The 24,671-nt window shown below is 41.5% G+C and carries 19 protein-coding genes; 2 read left to right on the top strand and 17 right to left on the bottom strand.

Annotated features, from left to right (window positions below; all coding sequences use genetic code 11):
* Position 1 precedes the first annotated feature (1 nt).
* The 3 genes from H8Z77_RS03530 to H8Z77_RS03520 all read right to left on the bottom strand — a co-directional run bounded on the left by H8Z77_RS03530 (position 2) and on the right by H8Z77_RS03520 (position 2,600).
* Positions 2-946 carry a nucleoside hydrolase gene (locus H8Z77_RS03530; RefSeq protein ID WP_186996198.1) on the bottom strand — a complete coding sequence of 315 codons (945 nt, stop codon included), beginning with the start codon at positions 944-946 and terminating at the stop codon, positions 2-4.
* Positions 947-1,266: 320 nt separating this feature from the next.
* A complete protein-coding gene (locus tag H8Z77_RS03525) occupies positions 1,267-1,650 on the bottom strand; it encodes a desulfoferrodoxin family protein (RefSeq protein ID WP_069988782.1) in 384 nt (127 codons plus the stop codon).
* 740 nt (positions 1,651-2,390) lie between these two features.
* Positions 2,391-2,600, bottom strand: coding sequence for a hypothetical protein (locus H8Z77_RS03520; protein ID WP_069988780.1), 210 nt, complete (start codon positions 2,598-2,600; stop codon positions 2,391-2,393).
* A 163-nt stretch (positions 2,601-2,763) separates the two neighbouring features.
* Between H8Z77_RS03520 and H8Z77_RS03515 the strand changes: the two genes are divergently transcribed.
* Positions 2,764-3,027, top strand: coding sequence for a helix-turn-helix domain-containing protein (locus H8Z77_RS03515; RefSeq protein ID WP_069988779.1), 264 nt, complete (start codon positions 2,764-2,766; stop codon positions 3,025-3,027).
* A 94-nt stretch (positions 3,028-3,121) separates the two neighbouring features.
* Here H8Z77_RS03515 and H8Z77_RS03510 read toward each other — a convergent pair whose 3' ends face one another.
* Entirely contained in the window at positions 3,122-6,427 is a 3,306-nt protein-coding gene (locus H8Z77_RS03510) for a glycosyl hydrolase (protein ID WP_186996197.1), read from the bottom strand.
* Positions 6,428-6,610: 183 nt separating this feature from the next.
* On the opposite strand from H8Z77_RS03510, the gene H8Z77_RS03505 reads away from it, so the two are divergent.
* Complete coding sequence (locus tag H8Z77_RS03505; protein WP_186996196.1) at positions 6,611-7,669, top strand: AraC family transcriptional regulator; 1,059 nt, start codon at positions 6,611-6,613, stop codon at positions 7,667-7,669.
* 67 nt (positions 7,670-7,736) lie between these two features.
* On the opposite strand, the gene H8Z77_RS03500 is transcribed toward H8Z77_RS03505, so the two are convergent.
* The 13 genes from H8Z77_RS03500 to H8Z77_RS03440 form a co-directional block, all read right to left on the bottom strand.
* The gene (locus H8Z77_RS03500) at positions 7,737-9,365 is read right to left on the bottom strand and encodes a recombinase family protein (RefSeq protein WP_436231576.1); all 1,629 of its coding nucleotides are present in this window, start codon (positions 9,363-9,365) and stop codon (positions 7,737-7,739) included.
* Between the two features lie 80 nt (positions 9,366-9,445).
* Complete coding sequence (locus H8Z77_RS03495; RefSeq protein ID WP_186996194.1) at positions 9,446-11,734, bottom strand: hypothetical protein; 2,289 nt, start codon at positions 11,732-11,734, stop codon at positions 9,446-9,448.
* Positions 11,734-11,973, bottom strand: a complete 240-nt coding sequence (locus H8Z77_RS03490) for a hypothetical protein (RefSeq protein ID WP_186996193.1) — start codon at positions 11,971-11,973, stop codon at positions 11,734-11,736. Before H8Z77_RS03490 ends, H8Z77_RS03495 begins: the two co-directional genes overlap by 1 nt.
* Before the next feature lie 106 nt (positions 11,974-12,079).
* Positions 12,080-12,526 (bottom strand): MinD/ParA family ATP-binding protein, encoded by a 447-nt coding sequence (locus tag H8Z77_RS03485; protein WP_286165421.1) that lies wholly within the window; start codon positions 12,524-12,526, stop codon positions 12,080-12,082.
* Between the two features lie 426 nt (positions 12,527-12,952).
* Entirely contained in the window at positions 12,953-15,007 is a 2,055-nt protein-coding gene (locus H8Z77_RS03480) for a phage/plasmid primase, P4 family (RefSeq protein WP_186996192.1), read from the bottom strand.
* Between the two features lie 4 nt (positions 15,008-15,011).
* On the bottom strand, positions 15,012-15,299 hold the full coding sequence (locus tag H8Z77_RS03475) for a helix-turn-helix domain-containing protein (protein ID WP_186996191.1): 288 nt from the start codon (positions 15,297-15,299) through the stop codon (positions 15,012-15,014).
* A gap of 1,267 nt (positions 15,300-16,566) precedes the next feature.
* Positions 16,567-17,811 (bottom strand): hypothetical protein, encoded by a 1,245-nt coding sequence (locus tag H8Z77_RS03470; RefSeq protein WP_069988776.1) that lies wholly within the window; start codon positions 17,809-17,811, stop codon positions 16,567-16,569.
* Positions 17,812-18,139: 328 nt separating this feature from the next.
* Positions 18,140-18,742 carry a DUF8453 domain-containing protein gene (locus tag H8Z77_RS03465; RefSeq protein ID WP_205408147.1) on the bottom strand — a complete coding sequence of 201 codons (603 nt, stop codon included), beginning with the start codon at positions 18,740-18,742 and terminating at the stop codon, positions 18,140-18,142.
* Positions 18,743-18,864: 122 nt separating this feature from the next.
* Positions 18,865-20,502: a recombinase family protein gene (locus H8Z77_RS03460; RefSeq protein WP_186996190.1), complete on the bottom strand. Its 1,638-nt coding sequence runs from the start codon at positions 20,500-20,502 to the stop codon at positions 18,865-18,867.
* Between the two features lie 4 nt (positions 20,503-20,506).
* Complete coding sequence (locus tag H8Z77_RS03455) at positions 20,507-21,361, bottom strand: recombinase family protein (protein ID WP_069988773.1); 855 nt, start codon at positions 21,359-21,361, stop codon at positions 20,507-20,509.
* Between the two features lie 14 nt (positions 21,362-21,375).
* Complete coding sequence (locus H8Z77_RS03450; protein ID WP_069988772.1) at positions 21,376-22,914, bottom strand: recombinase family protein; 1,539 nt, start codon at positions 22,912-22,914, stop codon at positions 21,376-21,378.
* Positions 22,915-23,193: 279 nt separating this feature from the next.
* On the bottom strand, positions 23,194-23,544 hold the full coding sequence (locus H8Z77_RS03445) for a type II toxin-antitoxin system PemK/MazF family toxin (RefSeq protein WP_069988771.1): 351 nt from the start codon (positions 23,542-23,544) through the stop codon (positions 23,194-23,196).
* A gap of 346 nt (positions 23,545-23,890) precedes the next feature.
* Complete coding sequence (locus H8Z77_RS03440; protein ID WP_069988770.1) at positions 23,891-24,400, bottom strand: sigma factor-like helix-turn-helix DNA-binding protein; 510 nt, start codon at positions 24,398-24,400, stop codon at positions 23,891-23,893.
* Positions 24,401-24,671: the final 271 nt, after the last annotated feature.

Genomic DNA, 24,671 nt, shown 5'->3' with positions numbered 1-24,671 from the left:
TTCACTTCAGTTTCGCAACCTGATTACACACTAAATCGACAAATTTTTTTCGGTCCACCGCAAACGCCACATTAGCGTTAGGGGTGCGGCCGGTTTTATGATAATAGTCTACAACAGTACATCCTGCCGTATATTCCCCTTTTGTTTCCACCGCTACATTTACCGGTACCATTGTAAACAGTTCCGGCTGGAGTAAATAGGCTGCCACGCAGGGGTCATGCATGTGCATTCCTTCCACATGGTCTGGCGGAGCCAGAACTGGTTGCAGTGAATGGACGCCATGGAACGCCACCATTTTCGCCAGCAGCTTCCCGGTACGGTTGCCCAGCTGGCTCAGCCGCTGGATATCCTCCTGATAAAATTGTGCCTGGCGAGTGACATCCAATCCAAACATCTCAATGGGCACTCCGCTTTCAAATACAAGTTTTGCAGCTTCCGGATCCACTGCTATATTAAATTCCGCACAGGGAGTTAAATTTCCACCATAGTAGGCTCCTCCCATTAATACAATACGCTGGATATTCTGTTTTAATTCAGGATAAGCAGCTAAAAAAATCGCAATATTGGTTAATGGCCCTGTGGCTGCTATGATAATTCCAGGAGTTTCTGCCACCAATTCTCCCATTAACTGTATGGCAGATTTATTGGTATGAGGTGCTGGACTTTGTTCCAGCACAACCTCCCCCAAGCCGGTATCTCCATGAATATCCCCCGCAATCAACAGTTCACGGTAAAGAGGTTTTTGTGCCCCTTGATATACTGGAATTTGCTCTTTTCCCATCAAATACAATAGGTTGCGGGCATTGGCATAGGTTTTGGAGGGTAGCTGGTTCCCTGCACAGGTAGTAATCGCCTTTAGGTCAATCTGTTCTGCTGCTGCCAGTACCGCTATGGCGACAGCATCGTCAATTCCTGGATCACAATCTAGCAAAACAGGAAGTTTCATATGATTCCATCCTCCTTTTCTCATACTTTCTATTGAAAACAGGAAAAATGCCTACTATTCATATTAGATAGCCATTTATTCCTAACAAAAAACAATTTCCATTCCAAATAGATTTTTGAATAATCTTTCAATTCCTTTATAATTTTTTCTACCCATAATATCGCATGTTTATTATTTATTGATAAACGAACAAAGTTCCATCTTATTTTACTATGATAGAACAAAAGTTGCAATAAAAATACGTTGATATTCATATTTCGTTCAATTTCTCATCTGGATAGGAAACAAAAAAGCCCTGACCTAAATCAGGGCAATGATATTTATTCTGCATCCGCTTTCCACAAACCGTGAAGGTTACAATAAGCGTAAGCAGTAACCAGCTTATCCCCTGGCACAACCGCAAAATTGGCAGTGGTACTTTCGCCTGGTGCTAAATGCCGGATTTGGAAGCCGTGTTTGGTTTCCACCGCTACCCATGTAATATAGTGTTCTTCTGCCATTGGATGTGGTGTGGAACCAACTGATACTGTAACAATATTCCCATTTACTGTTACAACAGGAACGTGTTTTTCCACAGCAGCGTCCACAGAACCAGGAACCAGCTCAGTCATTTTTTGCCCACAACAAACAACTGGAACCCCTTTATCCTCTACCAAAGTAACAATATTACCACAGTGTTCACAAATAAAAAATCTTTGTTTCATAATGCTCATCCTTTCATGGATCAAATAACATCAAAAGTTGTTCTTAGTAAATATGGTATCCACCATATTTACTATCATACACAAGATCTATTTTGATAAAATAGATGATATCTTTATTGTACATCATATAAAAAAATTGTCAAGTATATCCAGAAAAATAGCGTTTACCGCCAAAACAATAGATTGTCAAATAATAAATCCATAGTTTGTGGATACCTTAATAAGGTATCGGAAGAGATCACAGCAATCGTTACAGCCGCAACTCCTAATTGGATAATAAACTATTTGGCTGGATGAATAGCATCACGAATTTTATCCTTCCAAAACAGTTCGCAAACAGCCAATATAAAATCACTGCATATTCCAGCAATAGCTATAAGCTGCCCAATACAATTCCTTGAAGGCGAAACGCCAAAGCATCTATATGGAAATATAAGGCTGTAATTAGGTAAATAGTAAATACCAAAAATTTTATGATATTTACCAAGCTGTCAAATAAAAACAAGGCTTCATTTTTTTGCACTGACCTCTTGGCTTTCCAATACACGCGATTATGGAACCCTGCCAAAACCTCGAATAGGAGAACTACAAAAAGGAAATACTGGCAGATAAAATCGGCTAATCAGTGGGGAAACCCTGTGTCGAACAAACAGCGAAAGAGCATTATTATCCCCGCAATCAACATATCAATTATAAGCATATGAGATTGACTGTATGAAACCAAAAAGTTCTAACTCTCCTTACTCTTCATGTTCTCCTGTGGCAAATAGTTCATCAATCGTAAGATGAGGAAAAAATTTTGCCTGAATGATTTTGCACTCCATCAGCTTCAAACGGTCTGGATGGTTGAGTTTAGCGGACATAGTAGCTGGATTCACCCCAATTGCATCTGCCAACATATGGCTTGTGACCCTCTTCCTGGCCATCTCTGCCCGAAGGTTTGGAAACATAGTGTTTTCTCCTTTCCAAATTATTACTTTTCTTCCATTATAATCTGGTTTCTCTAGGATGTCAATAAAAACACAAAAGATATTTTTAAAAACAATATATTAAATTATAAAAAACAAAACAATTGGGAAAATAAAACAATCAATCAAAATAGGAGGAGAAAAAATGGAGCAAAAAGAACAGCAAAAATTAAAAAAGATTATTGTAACCCGTTATGGGAGTATCCAAGATTTTTCAGAAAAAAACGATATTCCTCCTTCTGTGTTGGAAAAAATATACAAAAAAGGAGCTGGAAATTTAGGAATTACTACAGCTAGAAAGCTCTGTAATAGTTTAGGAATTGACTTGGATGCTCTGGCGGAGGGAAAGGTAAAACAACGGAAACCCCGAAACAACAGAACGAATTTCCTTTCTCAAAATAATCCATAACATACAGCAAAACCGGTACAAAAAATGTACCGGTTTTACTGTGCCATTTATGGCAGGAAAAGAAACTAAGGATAATAGATGAAGGTAATCGTAATTAATGATTGCGCTTTCTGCGGATGCCAACTACAGCTGCCGCGGATGCGCCCAACAATGCCAATGCCCCTGCGATTGGAAGAACATCGCCTGTTTGTACATGACCGCCATTTCCACTGCCGCCATTGCTGCTTCCACCATCACCACTGGATGGGTCGGATGGTTTGGAAGATGGATTTTCTGGTTCAGAAGGTTCAGACGGAGTTGGATCCGGGGTTTCACTGGACAATGTAACGGTTGCATATGGCTGAATGGTCACTTTGCCCATCAAACCGCTATTAACGGATTTTCCAATTGCATTCGCTAACAGGGAAGCTACTCTGATTTCCAAAGTATTTTCACCTGGTTTTACATAGTCTTTCAAATCTACTACATAATCAATCTGGTCACAAGTATCAATTTCTTGACCATTGATGATAATAGAATAGGTGTCGCTCAAATCTTCCAGTTTCAAATATGCGCCAAGTTTTTCATTGGTGGAATCCAGGGTAAAGGTGGTGTGATAGGTTCCAATACCCGAAACATTCCCGCCTACAGCCTCAATTTCAGACCAAGGAACCAAATCTGTTTTGCCTACCTCAATAATTTCTTTGTTGGTTGCCAGGGCATTGCCTTCCCCTGCTGTCCAACTCTCTACTGTGAGGTTCCAATCGGTCAGTTCCTGTGCCGCTGGGACATCTGCTACAGTTCCATTATAAATGGTTCCATCTTCCAGAAGGGCATGGTAGTTGCCATTTGCGGTAACTTTTCCTTCTAGGGCTCCATTGTTATAGCTAGTATCGATATTATTTTCATAAATCACATTGGATTTTGGTGCCGCAACGCCCATATCTTCTTCAGAAGCCATCGCTATAATGGTAGTGTCGCTATCTGGAAGGTCAATACTAACCTGGGCACCGGTTTCTGTTTTGGTGTAGTTGGTAATTGGTGTTACTTCCCCTGTCCAAGAATTCAACAGGTACGGAACGCCAGACCCCGTCAGATTTACGGTAAAGCTTTCATCTTTACCAGTGCCAGTGGTAACAGAACTTTGGCTTAGTTGGGCACTGGAGTTGAAGAAGTAATAGTAGTTGGAATTTCCTTCCTGGCGGCGGATGGTTTGTACATCATCAATAGGAGTAGTAAATTCCGCTGCTGGGGATACATTAAATTTTTCCAGAGCTGCTGGAACATCTGCATAGCTAGCTACCTGTAAAACCGTATCACAAGCCAGCAGTTCATTTAACGCCTGGGCAAATTCAGCATCCGTTTCTCCTTCATATAGGCCATGGGTTGGCAAATTTCCAATAAAGACAATTGGCAATCCTGCCTGTGCATAGGTTGTCATATTTTTGATAATATCAATTGGCATAGAATCCAATGGATCGCTCTTTTTATCTGTAGTGTTATCAACTAACATCGCACGATAACCAGGACCTTCTGGATTTAACACACCGTCTTTTACGATAGCGGAATCCAGCTCAAACAAACCTGGAGTATAGAACTGATAAGAATAACCCGCATCAGCCAATAGGCCATCGTCATAATAGAACTCTGTTACGCCTTTTTGCCAAATAGCCGCATTGTATTCCTGGCGGTAAATGGCAATATCCGTTTTTTGCACGCCCTGTTGCAATACATATTGGGTGCGGTTAATATAACCGGTAATATCGTTGACATTTTCCCAAGATGGCATACGGGAACTCCATGGTCCAGAGGTTCCAGTTCCAAATGCGTGGTAACCTGGCCACTGCACTTCTGGGGAGAAGGCATAGGAATAGCCGTGGAGCATATTCTGGTTTACCCCTGCCGCCATATTTCGATTCATGGTTGCCAATAGGTCATCATATGGGTAGGCGTAGCAACTACCATAAGTAAAGGATGCGCCTATTTCGTTGGAAAGCAGCTGTTTTCCACCCATATCACGTCCTGCCGCCATTAAGCGGTAACGGTCGGATTCATTGGTAAAGGTCAATGGTTCCCCTTCTGGAATATCAATATACGCGCTGGCTTTACCGGAATCAACAATCGCGCCGTAAGCCTGCATACGGTAACCCATACCATAAGTTTCGTTAGCCCAATTGGAGAAAGTCTGAATACGATTTTCAATGATCATATCACTCTGGGTGTCCAGATAATCCTGGCGGACTCTTCCAACAAAATTATCCTCATCTTCATCAAATACGAAAATAGCCTGTTCACCACTATCGTTTTCCGCTTTATCCAACCCCATTACAAATGGGAGGGATTCCTGTACACTATATCCACAATTGTTTTGGAATTCTTCTTCCATGTTGGTGGACCATGCGGTCAGCCCTTTTAACTCCAAAGAATCCTCAAAGAAATAACCACCAACTTCACGGAGCAGTTGTTTAATTTCGTCTGTGAATAACGTATTGTCCAAATAATTGGTAATTGTTTCCGCACCCGCTACAGAAAGATGGTCTACTACCCAGCAGGATTTTCCTGTATCTTTGGTAGTATCCGTATAATCCATAAACTGGTAGCTTCCGTCTACTGATTGCCCTGTACCACGGCTGTAAACAGAGATTAAAACATAGGTATCTTCTGTATCATTGGTATAAGTAACGTTAAAGTTTTCTTTATTCACCGCATCGGTATTGGTGATTTCCTGATAAGTATCTTTATCCAAAGTGTACTGTTCTCGATCTACCAGATTGGAATTGAACATCCCCTGTACGACTTTTGCAGTACCTTCTTTTACTAATTTAGCAACATAAACACCTTTCAGTTTATTTTGAATCACTGGGCTGTCAGTTGTAACACTAACTGGGTCAATTATACCGGAGAAGCTTTCACCTGGCGCTATTTTCTGAATCCCATAGGTTAACTCTTGAGCAGCTTCGTCATCATTTGGAGTGATTTCGTTAGAAGAAACCGGCCAATGTGGCCCAAGAGTAATATCCACCTGGAGACCGTAGTCTTTTGCTGCCTGTAATACAGTCAACAAAACCTTTTGCCAGTTTTTTGAACCATAGAGAAAACTTCCATCCTCATTTCCAGCTTCTAGTGTATCCTGCTCTGTTTCTGTTAAGCTGCGCACGTCAGCAAGTTCAATACCACCATAGCCCGCATCCGCCATTTCTTTGATTTCACGTCGAATTTCCTGTAAGCCTTCTTCACTGGAAGCAGCCCATGCCCCTGGCATCCAATATCTTGTTTTCAATTTGGATTGATTTCCCTCTGGGGAGGAAAATTCTGCTGCGAAGCCCTGTGTTTCAGCGGAAGCTGGAACCACTGTTGCGGTAACGGATGCTACCATAACAGCCGCAAGCAGAGCCGACATCCCTTTTTTCCATAGTTTCATTTCAAAAAACTCCTCTCTTTTTATTGAATTTACCTATCGTGGTAAATTCAGTATATCATTTTTACAAGAAAAAGTTTAGTTGTTTTTTTGCAGTTTTGTGGTTGTTTTTATGCCTGTTTACCAGATTAAGGTTGAAAACTTATATTTTTTTAGTATAATATAGAATGGAAAGGAAGATCTAAAATGGCAATTAATATGCATACTTATATTCAGTTAGCACATAAACAGATGGACCAATACCATCAGTATCATGAACATTTTTCACAACAAACTACCAATGAATACGATACTATAAAACAGCAAAATTTATCACGGGGTTACCATACAATTGAGGATAGTCAATGGTTTGTTCATGGACTTGAAGCAATTGTAACACTACATGATTACCGGTATACCAATACCAATCATGGCTACCCACATAATCATGATTTTTTTGAAATGAGCTATGTTTATCAAGGGAATTTTTATAATCAGATCAACCAGGAACAGGAAATTATACAGCCCAGCAATACTCTGGCATTGCTTAGTCCAAACGCCATCCATAGTTGTTGCATTAAAAAGGAAACCGATATTGTGTTTAATATTTTGATGAAGCGTAGCCTGGTAGAGGAAATCTTTTTGCGGATGTTATCGGAAAACACCATTCTATTCCGTTTTTTTATGGATTCCATTTATAATGTACATCAAAACCAATCCTATTTGATGTTCCAATGCAATGACCATTTGACCAATCTGGTACAAGAAATTATTCAAGAACATTTTGACCAGAAAGAATTTAAAGAAACCATTATTGTAGCAAAATTAATCCAGCTATTCGCGGAACTCTCTCGTATTTATTCACAACAAATCGAACAATTTCAGACCCTCTCTCGGCATGATAAAAACACAAAAGAGATGATGGATTACATCCAAAAAAACTATGCAACTATTTCATTGGAATCCCTCTCTGAAGCATTCCATTATTCTACAGAATATACTTCTCGTACGATAAAAAAACAAACTGGCCAAACATTTAGCAATATTATCCGGCAGATACGATTGGAAAAATCCTGCTATTACCTTGCGAATTCTGACCTTCCAGTGGAACAGATAGTAGAAATTATTGGGTATCATGATATCCGTCATTTTTATAAAATCTTTAAAAAGGAATATCAGATTTCGCCAATTCAATACCGGGAACAAGCCAGAAAAAATGGATTTTTTTTGCCCAAACAACCTGCGTTTGAAGCGATAGCTGAATAAAATCATCCAAATAATTTCCAACAAGTTCGTCATACATCTATAAAGATGCGATATATCTTATAATATATCATAGAAAACAATAAATCCGAACCCATCGCCAACCGGCACAAGGTTCGGATTTATTCGTTGTGGTGGAGCCAAAGGGGAAGCAGTCGAACTCGGCGGCTTCCCCTTTAACAAAAGGGCAAATCACCAAGTCCCCTAGCTCATCCCAGCTTATCTCGGTCCTGTCCTCCGAATAGAAGAACGTCGCCACGAGCTTGTCGTCGTACAGATAAATCTTATCGACGAAATACTCCATCACCGCATCGCGCGTCTCGGGGTTGTCGAAGTCCGCGCGCATGAACTTGTCGAAATAGGCTTGGATGCTATGCTCGTCCTCGAACAGCGCGGCACGCACGTGCTCGGCCTTTATCGCCTCATCCAGAGCATTCTTCTGCTCCTCCAACTGCACCAACCTGTCGGTCACGGCATCGCTCAGGACGCCCTTCTCGATGACCTTCAGCAGGTTCGCCGTGGACTTCTCCACCTCCCGGCGCTTGGCCTCCAAGCCGTCGAGGTAATGCGTGTTCCTGTAGTTATCCCGATAATACGCGGCGGCGTCCACCGCCAGCGACGCGAGGTTCTCGGTATCGTCCAGCAGCCCCCGCAGCAGTATCGTCACCAGCTCCTCGACCTGCTCCTTGCGTATCTTCTTGTCGCACTGCTTCGCCCTCTGGGCTTTGCAATAGTAGTAATAATATTTCCGACCCGTCTTGCTCGTTCCGTGCACGCCCTGCATGCTCGCGCCGCACTCGCCGCAGAACAGCTTGCCCGTCAGCCAGTAGCGCGGAGCCTCGGCATCGTCCTTGCCGTGAGCCCTCTGCGACCCCTTTCGCTTGTTCAGCGCGAACCGCGCCTGCACCTCGTTGAACGTGTTCACGTCGACCAGTGCCGGCATCCCGTCCGGGACCGCGATGTCGCCATGGTGATACTCGCCTATGTAGGCTCGATTTTGGAGCATCTTGTTCATGGTCTTGACGCCGAACTTGGCGCCCCGGGTCGTCCGCAGCCCCTGCGCGTTGAACTCGTCGCATATCTCCTGCATGGCCTTGCCCGCCGCGTACTCGGCGAACATCCGCTGCACGAACGGAGCCGTGTCCTCGTCCACGACGTACTTCTTGGTCTGCCTGTCCACGCCGTACCCGAACACCTTGTGCCCGTTGAACAGGGCGTGCTGGGCGTTGTAGTCCATCCCTCGCTGTATGTTCTGGGAGAGCTGGCGGCTGTAATACTCCGCCATGGCGTCCATCAGCCCCTCGATGAGGATGCCCTCGGGTCCCTCCGTCGGGATGTTCTCCGCCAGCAGGTGTATCTCGCACCCCGCGTCGCGGATTTCCTTCTTCGCCATCGCCAGCACGTACTTATCGCGCCCCAGCCTGTCGGTCTTCCACATGATGAGCGTACTCGGACGGATTTTCGCGACCTCCGACAGCATCAGCTGGAATCCCGGTCGGTCTTCCTTGGTGCCGGATATGGCCGCGTCCTCGTACTCCTTCACGATGGTCAGCCCGTGAGCGTCCGCCCACGCATGGGCGAGCTCCTTCTGCTGGTCGATACTCGCCTCGTTCTGCGAATGCGAGGAGAAGCGATAGTACGCGATGGCGAGGTTGTTGTCGTTCCGCTTGAATTTCTTGCTTCTTGCCAAACAGTTCACCTCCTAATGAATTATTCAATTATACATTTAATCATTTCAAGATAAAGCCCGCCGATGAAACGACGGGCTTATCGTTTTTCTTATTTCAAGAACTCGTATTCGAACAACATCGGCACGATTTCCTTGTTGTAGTAGTCCTTGACAAGCGTCTTCAACGTCTGCAACGCTGAGTGTACTTCAAGGTTATTCCAGACCGTCTTGCCCTCATCGTCCTTATAGGACGTGTCAATCTCAGCGAAAATCTGATAGACGCCGTATGTAAGATTTGAATCGTATTCAGCCGTCTTCTTCGCCTCATCCAGAAGAACATTCCACTGGGCAATGATGCGCTTCTCGTCTTCGCCACACACGAGCTGCTTCAAATCCTCGGACGCAAGCGTTTCGCCGTTCGTCGTATCCATGCACAGCTCATTGCGATAGAAACGCCCATCGCTGCCCGTGAACGTGCGCATGTGATTCTGCATCTCTACACAGGTGAACAGAAGGCACTTTCGCAACCACTGGTCGAGCTTGCCGGAGGATACATCGGCGTTGAACCGGTCGGCTCCGTCACCCGATTTCATAATGCGAGCACGCTCCGTCCATTCACGGTTGTAGTTGATATAACGAGAGGCGCAGAACATAGGCAGCTTTTCGAGATAGTTATCTTTGCGGACATAGAATCCATTACCGTTATATCGACCGGCAACCAATAAACTCGATTTAGCATCAGGATTATCAAATCCTACGCTATCCGCAACCATATATCCCAGCATTTCATCACTATAAAATGGTTTGATACGTTTTTTTACATCATCTTTCGCTTCCAAACCATTTAACCCAATCAAAATCCCATCAAATGACTCATCGGCAAATTGCCCTTTTTCATAATACTTGGTACTGAACAAGTCATGCACCTTATTAACCGGGACTGAAACAGGCTTGGATAAATTGCCATCTGGTTCAATATCAAATCCCTCAAGATTGATTGATTCGTCAGAACATACATCTCCGCCCCACAAAGCCACCATTATGCAAGCATCAATATTTGTATGAAAATGTCTCCTGTTAAAAGCAAATCCTGCCAAAAACTCATTATCAACCAAATGTTGTGATTTCCAGTATTTAACAGGTGAGTATACAACATAGCTATCCGTTGATTGTCGTATGTAATATTCAAAAGCTGACCATATAAATACATTTCCAAGGTCATTCAGAACAGCACCTTTTACTTGCTTTTTCATTTCTGACACAACAAAACTGCGTTTCCATGCTGATGATTTTTTACCAGCACCTGTTCGTTGATGTTCTAACGAAGTTGTCTCCGCATACGGCGGATTCTCAAACAGGATAATCGTGCAATTCGGGTCATCAATGTACTGCTTGATAATCGGGTTCTCGACGAACTCCTTGCTCAACGCGTCCGCGCCCTTGACCAGTCCGGCTTGAAACGTATCCGCAGCCTCAACAGGCGGAATAATATGACGCACCTTGGAACCGAGAATCTCCTGCATGACCTTGTACTCGTAGTATTCAACCGTCGACAGGATGCAGTGAGACAATTCCTCGTCCGTCAATCCCTTTTCAAGGTTACCCGTACCAGCGCAACGGTCAATAATCACGTAATCGTTTCCCGTCGGAACACGGTCAATCGCCATGCGCAACAGCTCATGCGACTTCTCCGCATACGCCTCCGGCGTATAGAACGCACCGAGGTTCTTCTTTTGGAGCGTATCATTCAGCTTATCCATCAGATACTGGAACTTGACGTTCGTCGCACCCGTATATGGATAGATATATTCAGCGAATACGGACGGGTTGCGAATCTCACCAATCGTCTTGTGCTTCCCGGTATCATCCCCGATGAAATCCTCTTTACGAGCAGTCGGCACGGCTTTATAAAACGCTGTCGCCCAGCCCACAATACAGTTCTCGTCGATGTGAATCTGCGTGAACTCGTTCTGCTTCAAACGGGCAATCAGCTTCGTCACCGCGAGCTGGTCAGCACCATAAGCGTATTTCTCCAAATAAGGCTGTCCGATGAATCCGACGTTCGCCTTCGACGCGCCGCCCTCGTAAACCTTCTCAATATCCGTCAAATAGTCAACGGAACGATAGAAATACGCCTGCTCTGCGTTCAAATCAACGATAATCACGTTCGCCGGAACGGGCTTTCCCTTGATGCGCAACGCCGACATGTATTTCACGCACTGGAAAAGCACGGCGTTCAAATCATTCACGCGTAGCTTGAACTCCAACAGGTTGCCGTTCAGCACGCCATCGTTATCGTCAGCGAGAATATCGTCCAACGAGAGATTCGGGTTAATCAACGGAAGAAAAGTCTTGAAGAAATCAAGCTGTCCCTCTCGCTCAGTGTTGTAATTCGCCATTACTCATCCACCTCCTCAGAATGCTCCGCAATCCATCCGTGGATAATCGCGGCAATCGTCGTGTCTTGCTCCATCGCCATCAGCTTGAGCTTCTTCTTATCGCTCACGGTCAGCGACAGCGAGAGAGTGGTGCGCTTCTCCTCAGGCTCAGCAGCCACACTAGCGACAGAAACCGTCTTTTCTATCTTCTTCTGCTCAGCCTCACGGTCGGCAGCATACTTCTCGAACATATTCGCCATAGGTTAGACCTCCTTTAATTATTTAATCATTTACACAATTATATAATATCTGCTCAAAAAAGTCGAGAGGCAAAATGCCCCTCGACCTGCGTATTTATTCATTTATCTATTCCATCGGGAACCCCGCAGCCTCCCGCACCGTGTTCACCAGCTCCATGGTCGCCCTCGCAGCCTTCCCGCGCTTGTCGTACTCGACCACGGACTGCTCGGCGGCACCAGCCTGAACGAACGCCTCGGACTGGGGCAACGTGACCACGGTCTGCGTGCCGGCCAGCCCATTAAACCACTCCATGAAATCGCGGGACGCCTTGAATCGGTTCCAGCCGTTCATCACGTAGACGATTTTCGCCCTGCTGTGCTTGAACACGGCCTTCCGCATCCGCATCAGCGGCTCGATGTCCCTCGACGTCGTGCGCGTCGGAATCACCACCACGTCCGCCTCCTTCAGCCAGTCAGCCAGCGCCTCCTGCAAGGCTCCCGGCGTATCCACCACGGCGACCTCGGCTCCGTCGACTTCCTGCGTCTGATGCAGCGTGCCTCCCTGCGCGTCCAAATCGTAGAAACTCACGGGGATGCCGGAACGCTCGAAGGAGAACGCAATCTCATCGGCACACAGGGACTTTCTCCCACGCCGCCTTTCTGGTTGCAAACCAATATCGTCTTCATATCGCTCACCTCATCTTACATATTTAATCATTTAATCAATTATATAAATATTCATTTTCGTTTTCAACCCGGTCAACATCGGTCATTTTTACGCCCGTAACTGGGATTTTCACGCCCACTTTCGGGCTGTCATGCGAACCCTCAATCGTCCATTTTTCAGGCTTCTGCTCATAAATGAGCGAAAGTCGATTTTGCCGATTTTCGGGCTCGCTCAGCTGACCAATTTACGCCCGACATTGACCGTTTTGAGTACCAATTTCAGCCCAATATTGACCACGACAGCGGGGTGACGAAACGCCACCTCGTCTGTCGATTACTCACCGAACGACCTGTCATCATCCGAACGTCCGAATCCATCCACGATACGCTGGAGCCTCGCGGGCATCTCGTGGGGCTTGTAGCCAATCTCGCCGCGCTTGAGCTCGTTCTTGAGCGCCTTCTCGGCATCCCACATCGCCTTGCGCCGCTCGTACAACTTGCGCTCGGCTTCCTCGCGCTGCACCTGCATCATCTGCTGGAACATCATGGCGTACATATCCGCCATCATGCGGGCCATGGGACTCTTGGACTGGCGGTTCACCATGCGGAATATCGCCATGCTGACGGCGAAGTCCCTGCGCATCTCCTTCATTGCCTCAAGCTCCGCCTTGGTCTGATGGAACTGCTCGCGTGCCCGTGTCACCTCGGCATGCAGCTCAAGCCATGTGTCATCGGGGCGAGCCTGCACCTCCGCGAACCGGCGGTACGTGTTATCCATGTAGTCCTTCTGACCCTTTTCCTCGCAGTGGCGCATATAGGCACGTCGCAGGTCGCCAGCCATGGCGTACACGTCGTCCTTATCGGGTTCGTACACATGGAAAGCCTCTTGCGGTGTATCGGGCTGCTGTACCGCGATAATGACAGGCGTGGCTGCAAATTCCGATTTCTCGCGCGTCTGTTCCGATTCGACGGGTGTCACTTCCGATTGCACCGGTCGGACTTCCGATTCGACGGACAAGATTTCCGATTGCTGCGCCTGCTTCTCAGCGAAATATCCCTCGATGCCGTCCTTGGTGAACTCGTCGCAGAGGTTCGACGCTCGACGCTTACGGGTGCGCTCATGCCCCTCGAAACGCTTGTTGAACGGCACGACCAGCAGACGCCGGTACATCGACTCGGAGCGGTCGCGCAGCCTCGGGTAGGCGTTCACGCACTGCGTCATGAACCCACGGAAACGCAAAGCTCGCGGGTCTTTGAACTTACAGTTAATCTGGAACGGGTCGCCCGTGATAATCGACTTGAGGGCGGACGCATCATCCAGATACGTGCTCGTGTCGTTCTCATCGGTGATGATTGCAGAGACACGCATGAGCGGTTCCAGCATGAACGGCTCGCCGAACGCCTTCAACGTGATAGACGTCCAAGCCCCCTTACCGCACAGATTGCGCATCAGGGTGCAGTACGTTCCCTTTCCGTTGTTGCCGGTTTCGGAGTACAGCCATGCGGATTTATTCCAAGATACGCCCGGACGGATTGCGGCACCCAGCATCTCCCAAAGGAGCTGCGTGACCCCTGAGTCGTCCGACAGGTCATCCACCCAGCTCACAACGTCCCAATCCGTTCCGTCATCGTTGTGAATAACAGGGTTCGGAGCGTTCATGACGAAATCGACCCCCGACTTAGTGACGAACACATACGACGGGTCGAAGGGCATCAGAACCTTCTTCTTGTAGTCGAAGATTCCGTTCTTCACCGCAATGAGGTCGGGATTATCGCAGCTTTTCACACGCTCACAATCGACGCGAAGAACGCTCACGACCTCAGCCACATCACGGCTCGTAATCGTGGAATGGTACTCACGAATCAACTGCTCAAGCGTACCCTGAGACGTATCGTAGATGCCTTCCATGTCGCCCTCGGTCTGATAGATTCCGATGTCGAAATTCCCGTCATCGAAATCATCCATCCAGCACACGCACTTCGCGCGGTGCAGATGCTTGATGACCTGAGCGACCTGCCACGGCACCAACGCGCGAAACTTACGTACACGCTCATCAGGCGCCTTCGCGTCAGGATACGCATCACGCAACTTCGCGTTGGCGGGAGCGTTAGGGTCACGGTCACCGAGATTGTAATACTCGATGGCGTTATTCGTCGCCTGCAACAGCTCAGCCTCAACCTGAGCAGGGGAGGGCGGCATATCAGGGTCGATTCCGCCCAAATACTCGCTTGTGACGGCTCGCAACATGCCGTTATATGTCAAATCGTAAGAATCATCTTGAATATCAAACGATACTGTGTTATCATAATCACAGTTGATGTCACAAGCAGTGCTTGTACCCGACGTCCCATTTGTCGCGAGTGGGGCGTCTTTCTTTTTGCCATTCATACACCTACACCTCCTCAGCCGTCACGTCATGGGTCAACAGGTACTGCTCAAACGATTCACGGTGAATCAGACGACGACGCGGTCCGATGGCACGTGTGATGAACTTGCAACCGGGTTCATTCATCATCTCCTGCACACGGGAAAGCCCCACATCGAACAAATCAGCAGCCTCGTTCACCGTCAGGAACGGCTTCACCCGTAGCATGTTCAGATACGCCGTGTATTCCTCCATCGTCAGCTCATTGCCTCCGATAATCCGTTTCTTGAATCCCGTATTCGGGTTTGTCTTCATAACAAAGTCCTCCTTTTCAATCCATTCGAATATCCAAACGCAAAAAAGCGGCGAACCAGTCACAGCATTTAGCTGAAAACTGATTCGCCGCTCGTCACTTCTGTGCGATTCACCGTCATAGACGGCTTAGATGCTGTCCCCATCCCGTACAGGCTTATCAGACCTGAACAGTTTCGAAGGGCGATGCCCTTCATCGGGTTCCTCGCGAGCTTTCGCTCGGTCATCGGCATTCGTGTCGCGAATGAATATTTGTTTGTTCTTACCTATTATAGCCCGAATGTACGTAATTTTCAACACTTATTTTTGCATCGCCGCAGGTCAGAACCCCGTTTTGCCCCCATTTCCCCTCATATATGAGCGGAAATACACCCAAAATATTTTTCAAAACGGGTACGCGAGGGGAGAATCACCGTCAATTTTTGGGTCGCCAAAACGGTCAAAATCAAAAGTGCAACATATTTTTTCCCTGTTTTAAGGGGCTTCCAGAGCGATGCCACAAAAATGTTGCACTTTTGTTGCACATTTTTTTGGAAAGTGCAACGCCTTTTTCCCTAGATTCAGGGGGAGTACGGCGAATGTTGCACATGTGGCACATAAATCCGAATTATCTATATATACACGTAAAAGGGATATATTTTATTTTTCCTCTCGCCTGCGTAATATGAAAAAAAGTGCAACATCTGCCACATCAAGCTATAACCCCCTTGTTTCAGGCAAATTTTATGTTGCACATACGATTTTTTATCTGCCACAAAAGTGCAACACGTGCAACAAAAGTGCAACATCCGACCCTCGAAACCCATTGTGGGGAGGGGGCTGCTTACATTCCTAAGGTTCCGAGGTTCGAAACAAAGTGCAACATCTGCCACACACCCCTCAGCACATCCACCCTTTTCCACGTATCCCGGTCTATAACCCCCACCCGCATCGAGCGATAGCGAGATGCACACTTGCCCGTGACATCACGTTCAGATATGCGAACGACTCGTTCAAAATCCTGAACATATATGTTCAACCCGTCTGAACATATCCTCCGTTTTCCACTCAGACACCCTCAGAGCCGTTTTAAGGCACGAAAAAGCCCGAAGGGTACACGAGTACCACTTCGGGATTAAAACGTCTTAAAACGCAAATTAGAGCGTCTCACGACGTCACGTCACCGAGAACGCCTAAGCGTTCCCAAATCTATATACAAGCGCGAACTCATTCCTGAAGAATAAGAGTTCGACGCTTCCTCTTTTGTCTAAGAACTACAAAAAAGATATTTTTATTTTGAAAGAATAACAAGACATTGAAATAATATATCTAATCTACGTATTTCTTCAAAATATATTTTTTCTTGTTCAGAAAAATTATTTACTCCTAATGTGTTTGCAATATGATTTCTTTTTTTATCTTGTTCTTCCTGAGATAAAAGATGATCAAGATAAATACGATAATCATGTAAAATGTAAAGTGGTGAAATTATCTCATTAATATTAATCTCATTTGATATATCATTACTTAGTTGTCTTAAAATCTCTTCAATTAAACGAATTGATTTCCATTTATCGTAATCTTTATCATAAGAACTAGCATATAAACGTTTATATAAAGATTTTAAACCCGATACACTGAATCCTTCTATAAGAATTTTATCGAAGGCATTAATTACTTCGGATATACTCTTTTCGTCAAATACTACTGGTCTTTTTACGTTTGCCCTCTGAAGTTCACATTCATTTTGCAAATGAGACAATTCTATCCCATATTTTTTCTTAATATTCGTAATAAAACTCTTTTTGTTTAAAATAATTTGCTGCTCTTTTATTGGTTTGCTAGGAATACAATTCATTTGAGCCTGATAAAATTCTGAATCAATAAGTAAGTGATCTGACTTCACATTGAAACTTTTTAAGATCCCTTGGCTCATATCATCCATTGAGTCAATATCTCCTAACCAAAATATTAATTTTTCATTTGTATTAAAGCCAAAAGGAACCGCCCATTCATATTGGTAAAATCCCTCTTTATCATTTTTTCTAATGTATCCATATGATTCAGAAAACATATCAACATCATAATCTAGATCTGCTATAAAATAAAGTAATGCTTTTTTATCAAAATATACTGGTGTGAGAAAACCCTCTTCAGAATGTTCAAAATCATATCTTAACCCAGGTATACTTTCATAATCTTTATAATCGTATATAAAATTTTTATTTGATGCATAGTTATATATTTTATTATAATCTCTTGATGTACTGTAAATTTCTCTATTCCCTGTTCTTTTCAATTCACTATATAATTCACATAAAATTTCTTGTGCAAAACGACTATAATATATTTCACCACACGTTTTACACTTTAACATCGGCATTTCCTCTATGTCCATAATTTTATCAAGCACATTTACACAAACGTGTTCCATATCCACTTCAACAATTCCATCACATTTGGAACATTTGCTCATAAAGTATAAATTCATTACTTTTTCAAATTCTATTTCCGTTTGGTAATAAAACATCTTCATATTTATCTTTTCCTTCCAACAATATTATTGTAAACACCTATAAAACAGTTTACTTTTTTACTATTAGGCAACTTATATTCCAGCAGAAAGATTGAATATACGATATAGAAATTTAATTAAAGCTGAAATAAGATTTATTCTTTAAAGACAGATATGATAGTAATTGCAAAAGATTTGAACTAGATTTCGCAAGTAAAGACTAATTCTTACGATAGTTTACCAATCTCAAAAATCTCCTTCCCGCACATTAGAAATAATAAGAAACTCTTGCCTCTACATCTATTGGAAAATTTCATTTTTAAATTCCAATTTTTATCCTTTGTTTAATCTATTTATATAAATTAGTATTACTTAAAAAATGATTAAGCTTTTTCAACTCCTGCTTAATTTCTTTTAATTCATTTAACTTTTTTAATATATCTTCCTGTTCAGTACTCACTGAATAAAGTACAGCATAATTTTCTAAATCAATATAAAAATCAGTTTTATATGATTCTCCATTAGATTCATATAAAATAATTCCCTTCGCTGGGAGTTTTTTAGGATTTTCTCGATATTTATTTGTGCCGAAAAAAAGGTCATAATGTTGCCCAACTCCAATAACACATGATTTTTTACTCTGTTTTTTCAAGAGATCAGAAAAATCTGTTTCATTAAGATTATCTATAAAAGTTGAATCAAGTAAAATTTTTACATTATGGGCTGTATATTTACCATGATTTACAAAGCGTAGGCCATAAAAAGCACGTTTTTCATATAAAAACTCTACTTCAATGTTTGTTCTATTTTCTTTTATATATTGCTTACGCATTTCGTTTAATTGAGCTTTGGAAGCATTTGCAGATCTAATATTGGCCCAACAAATAAAAATTGTTGCTACCACATAAACTGCAGTTATAAAAAAAGTCATAGAACCACTATTCTTATTCAACCAAGAAATGACATCTATTTTGATCACCTCATTATAACAATTATTTTGATTTAATGCTATTAATTACTAATATATTTTACCAAAATTCATCTATTACTGTAAAGTATATTTTTTCACTTTTTTCAAACTTCTTGTATCACTTCATATCCCCCTACAAATACAATTCTGATTCTTTGTTTCGATTCTACTACTACTTTTTCTAATATCTGACGGACAATTTGGTCATTAAATTCGATAGGTTGGTATTGTAATCGGCTTAATGTATTACTTATTTCCTCCAATCGAGAATTTGTTCTCTCCTGTTTTTCTTCGTGCTCCTGGCATTCTTCTAACTGCTTTTCTAATTTTCGTTTTTGTGCGATCAATTTCTCCAATTTCATTTCATTGGTTTCTCTGTCTTGTATGTCATCTGTTATTTGGCAGAGAATTGAATTAAATTCAGATTCTATTTTTTCGATTTCAATTTGTAGATTAAGCCTATTTCTTTCACCACAGTTACTTGTCCCTATTCCCATTCCAATATTTATTTTTAATACTTCTAAAACATCTGCATTTTGTTTTGCCATTTTTACAATAGCATTCATAATAGCATTTTGCAAACTGCTTTCTTCCATACTGGGCGAATTCTTGCAATATTTCTTTCCAAAATCTAGTCGGTTGATACAACGCCAAACAATTTTCTGTTTTCCTCGTATATTCCATGTACATCTTCGATATGGTGTCCCACTTTCTCCGCAGATGAGTAATTCTGTCAACGCATATTTGCTTGAGTATTTTCCATTTTCCGTTTTTGTTCCTACCCGTTTTACTTTCTGTTTTCCAGATCTTCTCGCAAGTTCTTCCTGGACACGTCCGAAGGTTGCTCTATCTATAATGGCAGGATGGTTATCTTCTACATAATATTGGGGACGCTCCCCACAATTTATTTTTGTTTTTTTACTAAGGCAGTCTACTACATAAGTTTTATTGAGCAACGCATCCCCTTTATATCTTTCATTTTTAAGAATTGATTTTATCGTTGAGGTTTGCCATATCTCTTTGCCAGCCGGCGTTGGAATGTTTTTCTCTGTTAAATATTTTGCTATTTTATTCAAACTATCTCCCATCAGAAAGCGATGATAAATTTCTTTAACAATTTCTGCTTGATCCGGATCAATTTCTGGCTGACCATCCTCTCCTTTTCGATATCCAAGAAAATTTTTATAGTGGAATGAAACATTTCCCTTTCTTGCGCTTTGTTCTTTACCCCACCGGACGTTTGCACTGATATTCTCTGATTCACTTTGAGCAATGCTTCCATATATGGTGATATAAAACTCAGATCCATTTTGTATACTATGAAGCCCTTGTTCTTCAAAGAATACATCTACGTTTAGTTCTTTGAGCAACCTAACATAATGGAGGCAGTCTACAGTGTTTCTGGCAAAACGGGAGATTGACTTTGTTAGAATCAAATCAATTTTATTCCGCTTGCACATCCGTATCATTTGCAAAAATTTATCACGTTTCTTGACGCTTGTGCCAGTGATGCCTTTATCGGCGAATATCCCTACCAGTTCCCATTCCGGTTCATTGTTAATTTTTTCTGTATAATACTTTCTCTGCACCTCATAACTATTTAATTGTTCTTCTTCCTTGGTTGAAACTCTACAGTAAGCAGCCACACGTAGTTTTTTAGTTCCTGTATTGATTGGATCGGAAAGGTTCGTTTTGGCTGGAATATACCGTACTGTTTTTTTCATTTTCCGTTTATTTTCCATATGATCACATCTTTGAGTTAATTACTTGACCATTTTTTAAGATCAAGTTCACCTTATTGCTTTTATCAAATTGAATAGCTCTAACCGTTTTATGGAACAGTTCTGATGAAAAAACTGAAAGCGGATTTGATTGTTCAAAATCCGCTTTCAGTTGATTAGTAATGTATTCATTAGAACTCAAATTATTATATTTAATAGCAGCGCATTCCAATGCTTTTTGCTGTAATATCTTTTTGTTAAAATCATACCCTTCGATCATTTGAAAAATTTCATTTTCTAATTGACATACTTTTTTAGATTCTATCAATTGAATTTTTGGTTGTTGTATTAAATCTGGATTATAAATTATTGTATTAAGTATTTCTAAAATACTTTTTATAAAATCTATGTCACTAATTTGAACTTCTTTTTTACATTGCCTGTTTTGACAAATCCATTTTTCTTTACATTTCATACGGCAATTATGCATCCTTTTCATGAATCCACCACAATAAGAACAGCATACAGGAACTTGAATCTGATAAATATCTGATTGACGATTTATTTGTTTCTGTGTATTTCTTTTTAGTTTTAATTCTTGTACTTGCTCATATAACAGTGTATCTACAATTAAAGGATATCCTTGTTGTCCAGTATAACGTTTATCTTCGATAATACGTTTTACTTTGGCTTTATTCCAATTAGTAGTACCAGGCATATATTCAATATTTTTATAATTTAATTCATTTGAAATTGCTAGAAGCGATTCCCCATTTAAATAAGAGTGAAAAATCAACTTGATTACTTTTTCTTCTTTCGGATGTGTGATGATAGATCCATTTTGATAGCAATATCCAAATGGAATGTTTCTAATTTTCATAGCTTTTACTTCCCTCACTCATCAATTTTCTCAGTTAACGTAAGCCCTCCGATTAAGGTGAATTTCAACTCATTTTGATTGAGTACCACTATTTTATCTACTATTTGTGAAAATAAATTCTCATCAAAATGATATAATTGATAATGTTCTAACAACTCGTTCAATTCTTTTAATTCATTCAGTTGCTTTTCGTCCTTGTTATTCGATATATTTTTACGTCGTTCTATTCGAAGCTGATTGATTTGATTATTGATTTTTGAGGATTGTTCTGTAAATTCTATTGTATTTAGAATTCCCTTATTATATAGCTTTGAAATAACATGATTCTGTGAACTCAAATCAGCAATTTTTTGATCTATCAAATGCGTTGCTTTTTGATTTTCATTTGTTTTATATTGTATACATTCCATTTGATGAACTAAACTGATTAAAATATATTTCCTATGCATTGCTAATTTAAAAACCAACTTACTAAATGTATGATAAATATCATTTTCACGAATCCATTTACTTTTGCAATCTGTTCTTCCTGCTGCTTTATAGGAACATAGCCAATAAGCAATTTTTCGTACAATCTGCCTGCGATAAGTATGACCACAATCTACACATCGAATTATTCCGCTTAAAGGATATTGCTTTCTCTTTCCCGCTTTATTATCTTGCATTCTAAATTTTTGTAGTTGCTTAACACTTTCATAAATTGGTTTAGTTATAATGGATGGATTGCTATTTTCAACATAGTATTGAGGCATTTCTCCTTTATTTTTAATTTTTCGAAATGGTAATGTAGTTGTAGTGTACATTTTTTGAAGTAATGCATTACCTATATATCTTTCGTTATTTAAAATATAAGTAATGGTAGAACTATACCATTTCTTATTTCCATACCTTTTACAGATGTTATTATTATTCAAACTATTTGCAATCGCTTGTTTACCAAACCCTTGCAAATACATATTGAAGATCTGTTGAACAATTTGTTTTTCTACGTTATTGACGATTAACTTGTTTTCCTTCATATCAAAGCCATACGCTGGTCGGCAACAATTGAAATCACCTGATTCCATACGTTTTTTATAACTCCAACGCATGTTTTCTGATATACTCTGGGATTCCTGTTGCGCAATCATTCCGGGAAATGTTACGATCATTTCTGAGTTTAGCTTATTACTATCAATTCCCTCTTTTTCAAAGTAGATCGCAATCCCATACTCTTTTAACATACGCAATACAATCAATAGATCCTGTGTATTTCGTGCGAAACGTGATACCGATTTTGTAATGATTCGATCAATATTTCCTTTCTTACAGTCAGTTAATAAGCGGTTTAATTCATCACGTTTGTTCATACAGGTTCCACTCAATCCCTCATCCGCATAAATATCCACTAGTACATATTCAGGATGATCCTTGATGTAATTGGTATAATATTGTATTTGCGCTGCCAATGAATGTATTTGATCTTCAGAGTTGCTGGAAACACGGCAATATGCAGCTAATTTACATGGTTGTACTGTCTCTTTGTCAGTGAGTAGTTCTGTTACGGTTTTCATCATTTTCTCCTTTCTGTTGTGTTGGTTGCCACCTGTTTTGTGGCAACCAACACACTACCACAAGAGTTCAGATACATCCAGCAAAAATAAAAAAGTTATCAGTTTAGACATAAAAAAGTTTTTCACCGTAATGACTCATGATCATTTTTATGATGTCATGATATTCTGTGGAAGTAAGTAAATTCATCTCAGATAATTTATTCAATAAACTTATGCTGTAATAGATAGAAGAATAATTCATTGCCCTTTGTTTATCCATAACTATCTCCTCTCATATATTCACTCAGATGGAAGTAAACCTATGCTAATCAACAACGCTTCCTCAACTTTTTTCATTGTATGTTCGTCCAATGTACTCATCAAATTAATCAAACGCATTTTATCCACTGTCCGTATTTGTTCCAACATGACAAATGACTTTCTATTTAAATGTCCTTTTGGTATGTAGACATGTGTTGCCAAATGACTGCCTCGTCGGCTGGTAATTGCCGCTATTATGGTCGTTGGACTATAATGGTTCCCTTTATCATTTTGTATGATCAGTACGGGACGACATCCGCCTTGTTCTGATCCACGGGTTGGCTCTAAATCTGCAAAATAGATTTCTCCACGTTTTACTTCTTTTATCATTTATGTCCTCCTAATAAGTAAACACAAAAATGGCAGCTTATTATTCACAAACTGCCATTTTTTATTGTTTCATTTTATCTTTTTTCGTTTATTTGTCCTCGACACCCTAACGACTCAGGAATATATACAGCGGGTCTAGCATACCTCTCACGGGAATTGCACCCCTGCGCTCATCACCCAGCAGCCCTCAGGCTGGTGTATCATTATCTCTTTTGCCTGTCATCGCTTTTTTGGACGCTACCCCAAACAGCTTGTTGCTTCCACAACGACAAAAGTTACGTACTGTATATATTGATATTCAGTTGTCAAAGTGCTGTGAGAAATTGTTTCCTCACCCAATGCACTTTTAACCACGGGGTGACCACCCATCAAAAAATATTTTTTTCAATTTTTTTGTAGCCGTATAAATACTTTTCCACACTGCATTCTGATGAACACCTTCCTGTTTGGCAATTTGGCGGGTAGAAAGGCCATAAATAATGTGTAGAAGGAAACGCCTTTTTTGAATATCCGTTAAGGAGCTATCTTTTAATAATTCAGACGCTGATTGGAATGCCAATTCTTTTTCCAGCTGTTCTATGTAAGTATCTTCTAATGTATCCTTGGAGCAAAGATTTGTTTCTTCCAATCGATGAATCGAAACATTTTTCTTTGTAACTCTATGGTCTGTTTTGGATTGTTCATAATAAATTTGGTCTGATATAGCTTTCAATTTCTGAAAATCTTGTTCAGTTTTGCCTGGGTTCTCTTTTAGGTAATCTTCCAATGTAACCTCAATCGTTTCACTGTTAAAACGATATACGATCCCTTCACTGAATTTGTTTACTGCATAGTCGCTTTTACGATAATTATTCATAATAAAACCTCCATCAATAAAATTTCTTTAGAAAATTTCATTGACGGAGGGTCACGACATCCGTAGCTATATTTTCGTAAAAAAGCATAGAAACCAATACCAAGTTTACCGAGAGCACACTTGATATTGGTTTCTATACTATGATTCTTTGAAGAGCTCTTAAGACCTAATGTGAAATGCATTAGATCATAAACGAAGAAAATCTACAAATTTTGCAAAAAAAATACCCGATTGACTTATGGATCAACCAGGTATGCAATATGAGATTTTA

The organism is Clostridium facile (genome assembly GCF_014297275.1).
Taxonomy (GTDB): Bacteria; Bacillota; Clostridia; order Oscillospirales; family Ruminococcaceae; genus Massilioclostridium; species Massilioclostridium facile.
This window is presented reverse-complemented; position numbering and strand designations above follow the sequence as displayed.

What these genes read in the sequence shown, in the direction of transcription:
- H8Z77_RS03530 (WP_186996198.1), bottom strand. Translation starts at nt 946, where the DNA reads ATGAAACTTCCTGTTTTGCTAGATTGTGATCCAGGAATTGACGATGCT.
- H8Z77_RS03525 (WP_069988782.1), bottom strand. Translation starts at nt 1,650, where the DNA reads ATGAAACAAAGATTTTTTATTTGTGAACACTGTGGTAATATTGTTACT.
- H8Z77_RS03520 (WP_069988780.1), bottom strand. Translation starts at nt 2,600, where the DNA reads ATGTTTCCAAACCTTCGGGCAGAGATGGCCAGGAAGAGGGTCACAAGC.
- H8Z77_RS03515 (WP_069988779.1), top strand. Translation starts at nt 2,764, where the DNA reads ATGGAGCAAAAAGAACAGCAAAAATTAAAAAAGATTATTGTAACCCGT.
- H8Z77_RS03510 (WP_186996197.1), bottom strand. Translation starts at nt 6,427, where the DNA reads ATGAAACTATGGAAAAAAGGGATGTCGGCTCTGCTTGCGGCTGTTATG.
- H8Z77_RS03505 (WP_186996196.1), top strand. Translation starts at nt 6,611, where the DNA reads ATGGCAATTAATATGCATACTTATATTCAGTTAGCACATAAACAGATG.
- H8Z77_RS03495 (WP_186996194.1), bottom strand. Translation starts at nt 11,734, where the DNA reads ATGGCGAATTACAACACTGAGCGAGAGGGACAGCTTGATTTCTTCAAG.
- H8Z77_RS03490 (WP_186996193.1), bottom strand. Translation starts at nt 11,973, where the DNA reads ATGGCGAATATGTTCGAGAAGTATGCTGCCGACCGTGAGGCTGAGCAG.
- H8Z77_RS03480 (WP_186996192.1), bottom strand. Translation starts at nt 15,007, where the DNA reads ATGAATGGCAAAAAGAAAGACGCCCCACTCGCGACAAATGGGACGTCG.
- H8Z77_RS03475 (WP_186996191.1), bottom strand. Translation starts at nt 15,299, where the DNA reads ATGAAGACAAACCCGAATACGGGATTCAAGAAACGGATTATCGGAGGC.
- H8Z77_RS03470 (WP_069988776.1), bottom strand. Translation starts at nt 17,811, where the DNA reads ATGAAGATGTTTTATTACCAAACGGAAATAGAATTTGAAAAAGTAATG.
- H8Z77_RS03460 (WP_186996190.1), bottom strand. Translation starts at nt 20,502, where the DNA reads ATGGAAAATAAACGGAAAATGAAAAAAACAGTACGGTATATTCCAGCC.
- H8Z77_RS03455 (WP_069988773.1), bottom strand. Translation starts at nt 21,361, where the DNA reads ATGAAAATTAGAAACATTCCATTTGGATATTGCTATCAAAATGGATCT.
- H8Z77_RS03450 (WP_069988772.1), bottom strand. Translation starts at nt 22,914, where the DNA reads ATGAAAACCGTAACAGAACTACTCACTGACAAAGAGACAGTACAACCA.
- H8Z77_RS03445 (WP_069988771.1), bottom strand. Translation starts at nt 23,544, where the DNA reads ATGATAAAAGAAGTAAAACGTGGAGAAATCTATTTTGCAGATTTAGAG.
- H8Z77_RS03440 (WP_069988770.1), bottom strand. Translation starts at nt 24,400, where the DNA reads ATGAATAATTATCGTAAAAGCGACTATGCAGTAAACAAATTCAGTGAA.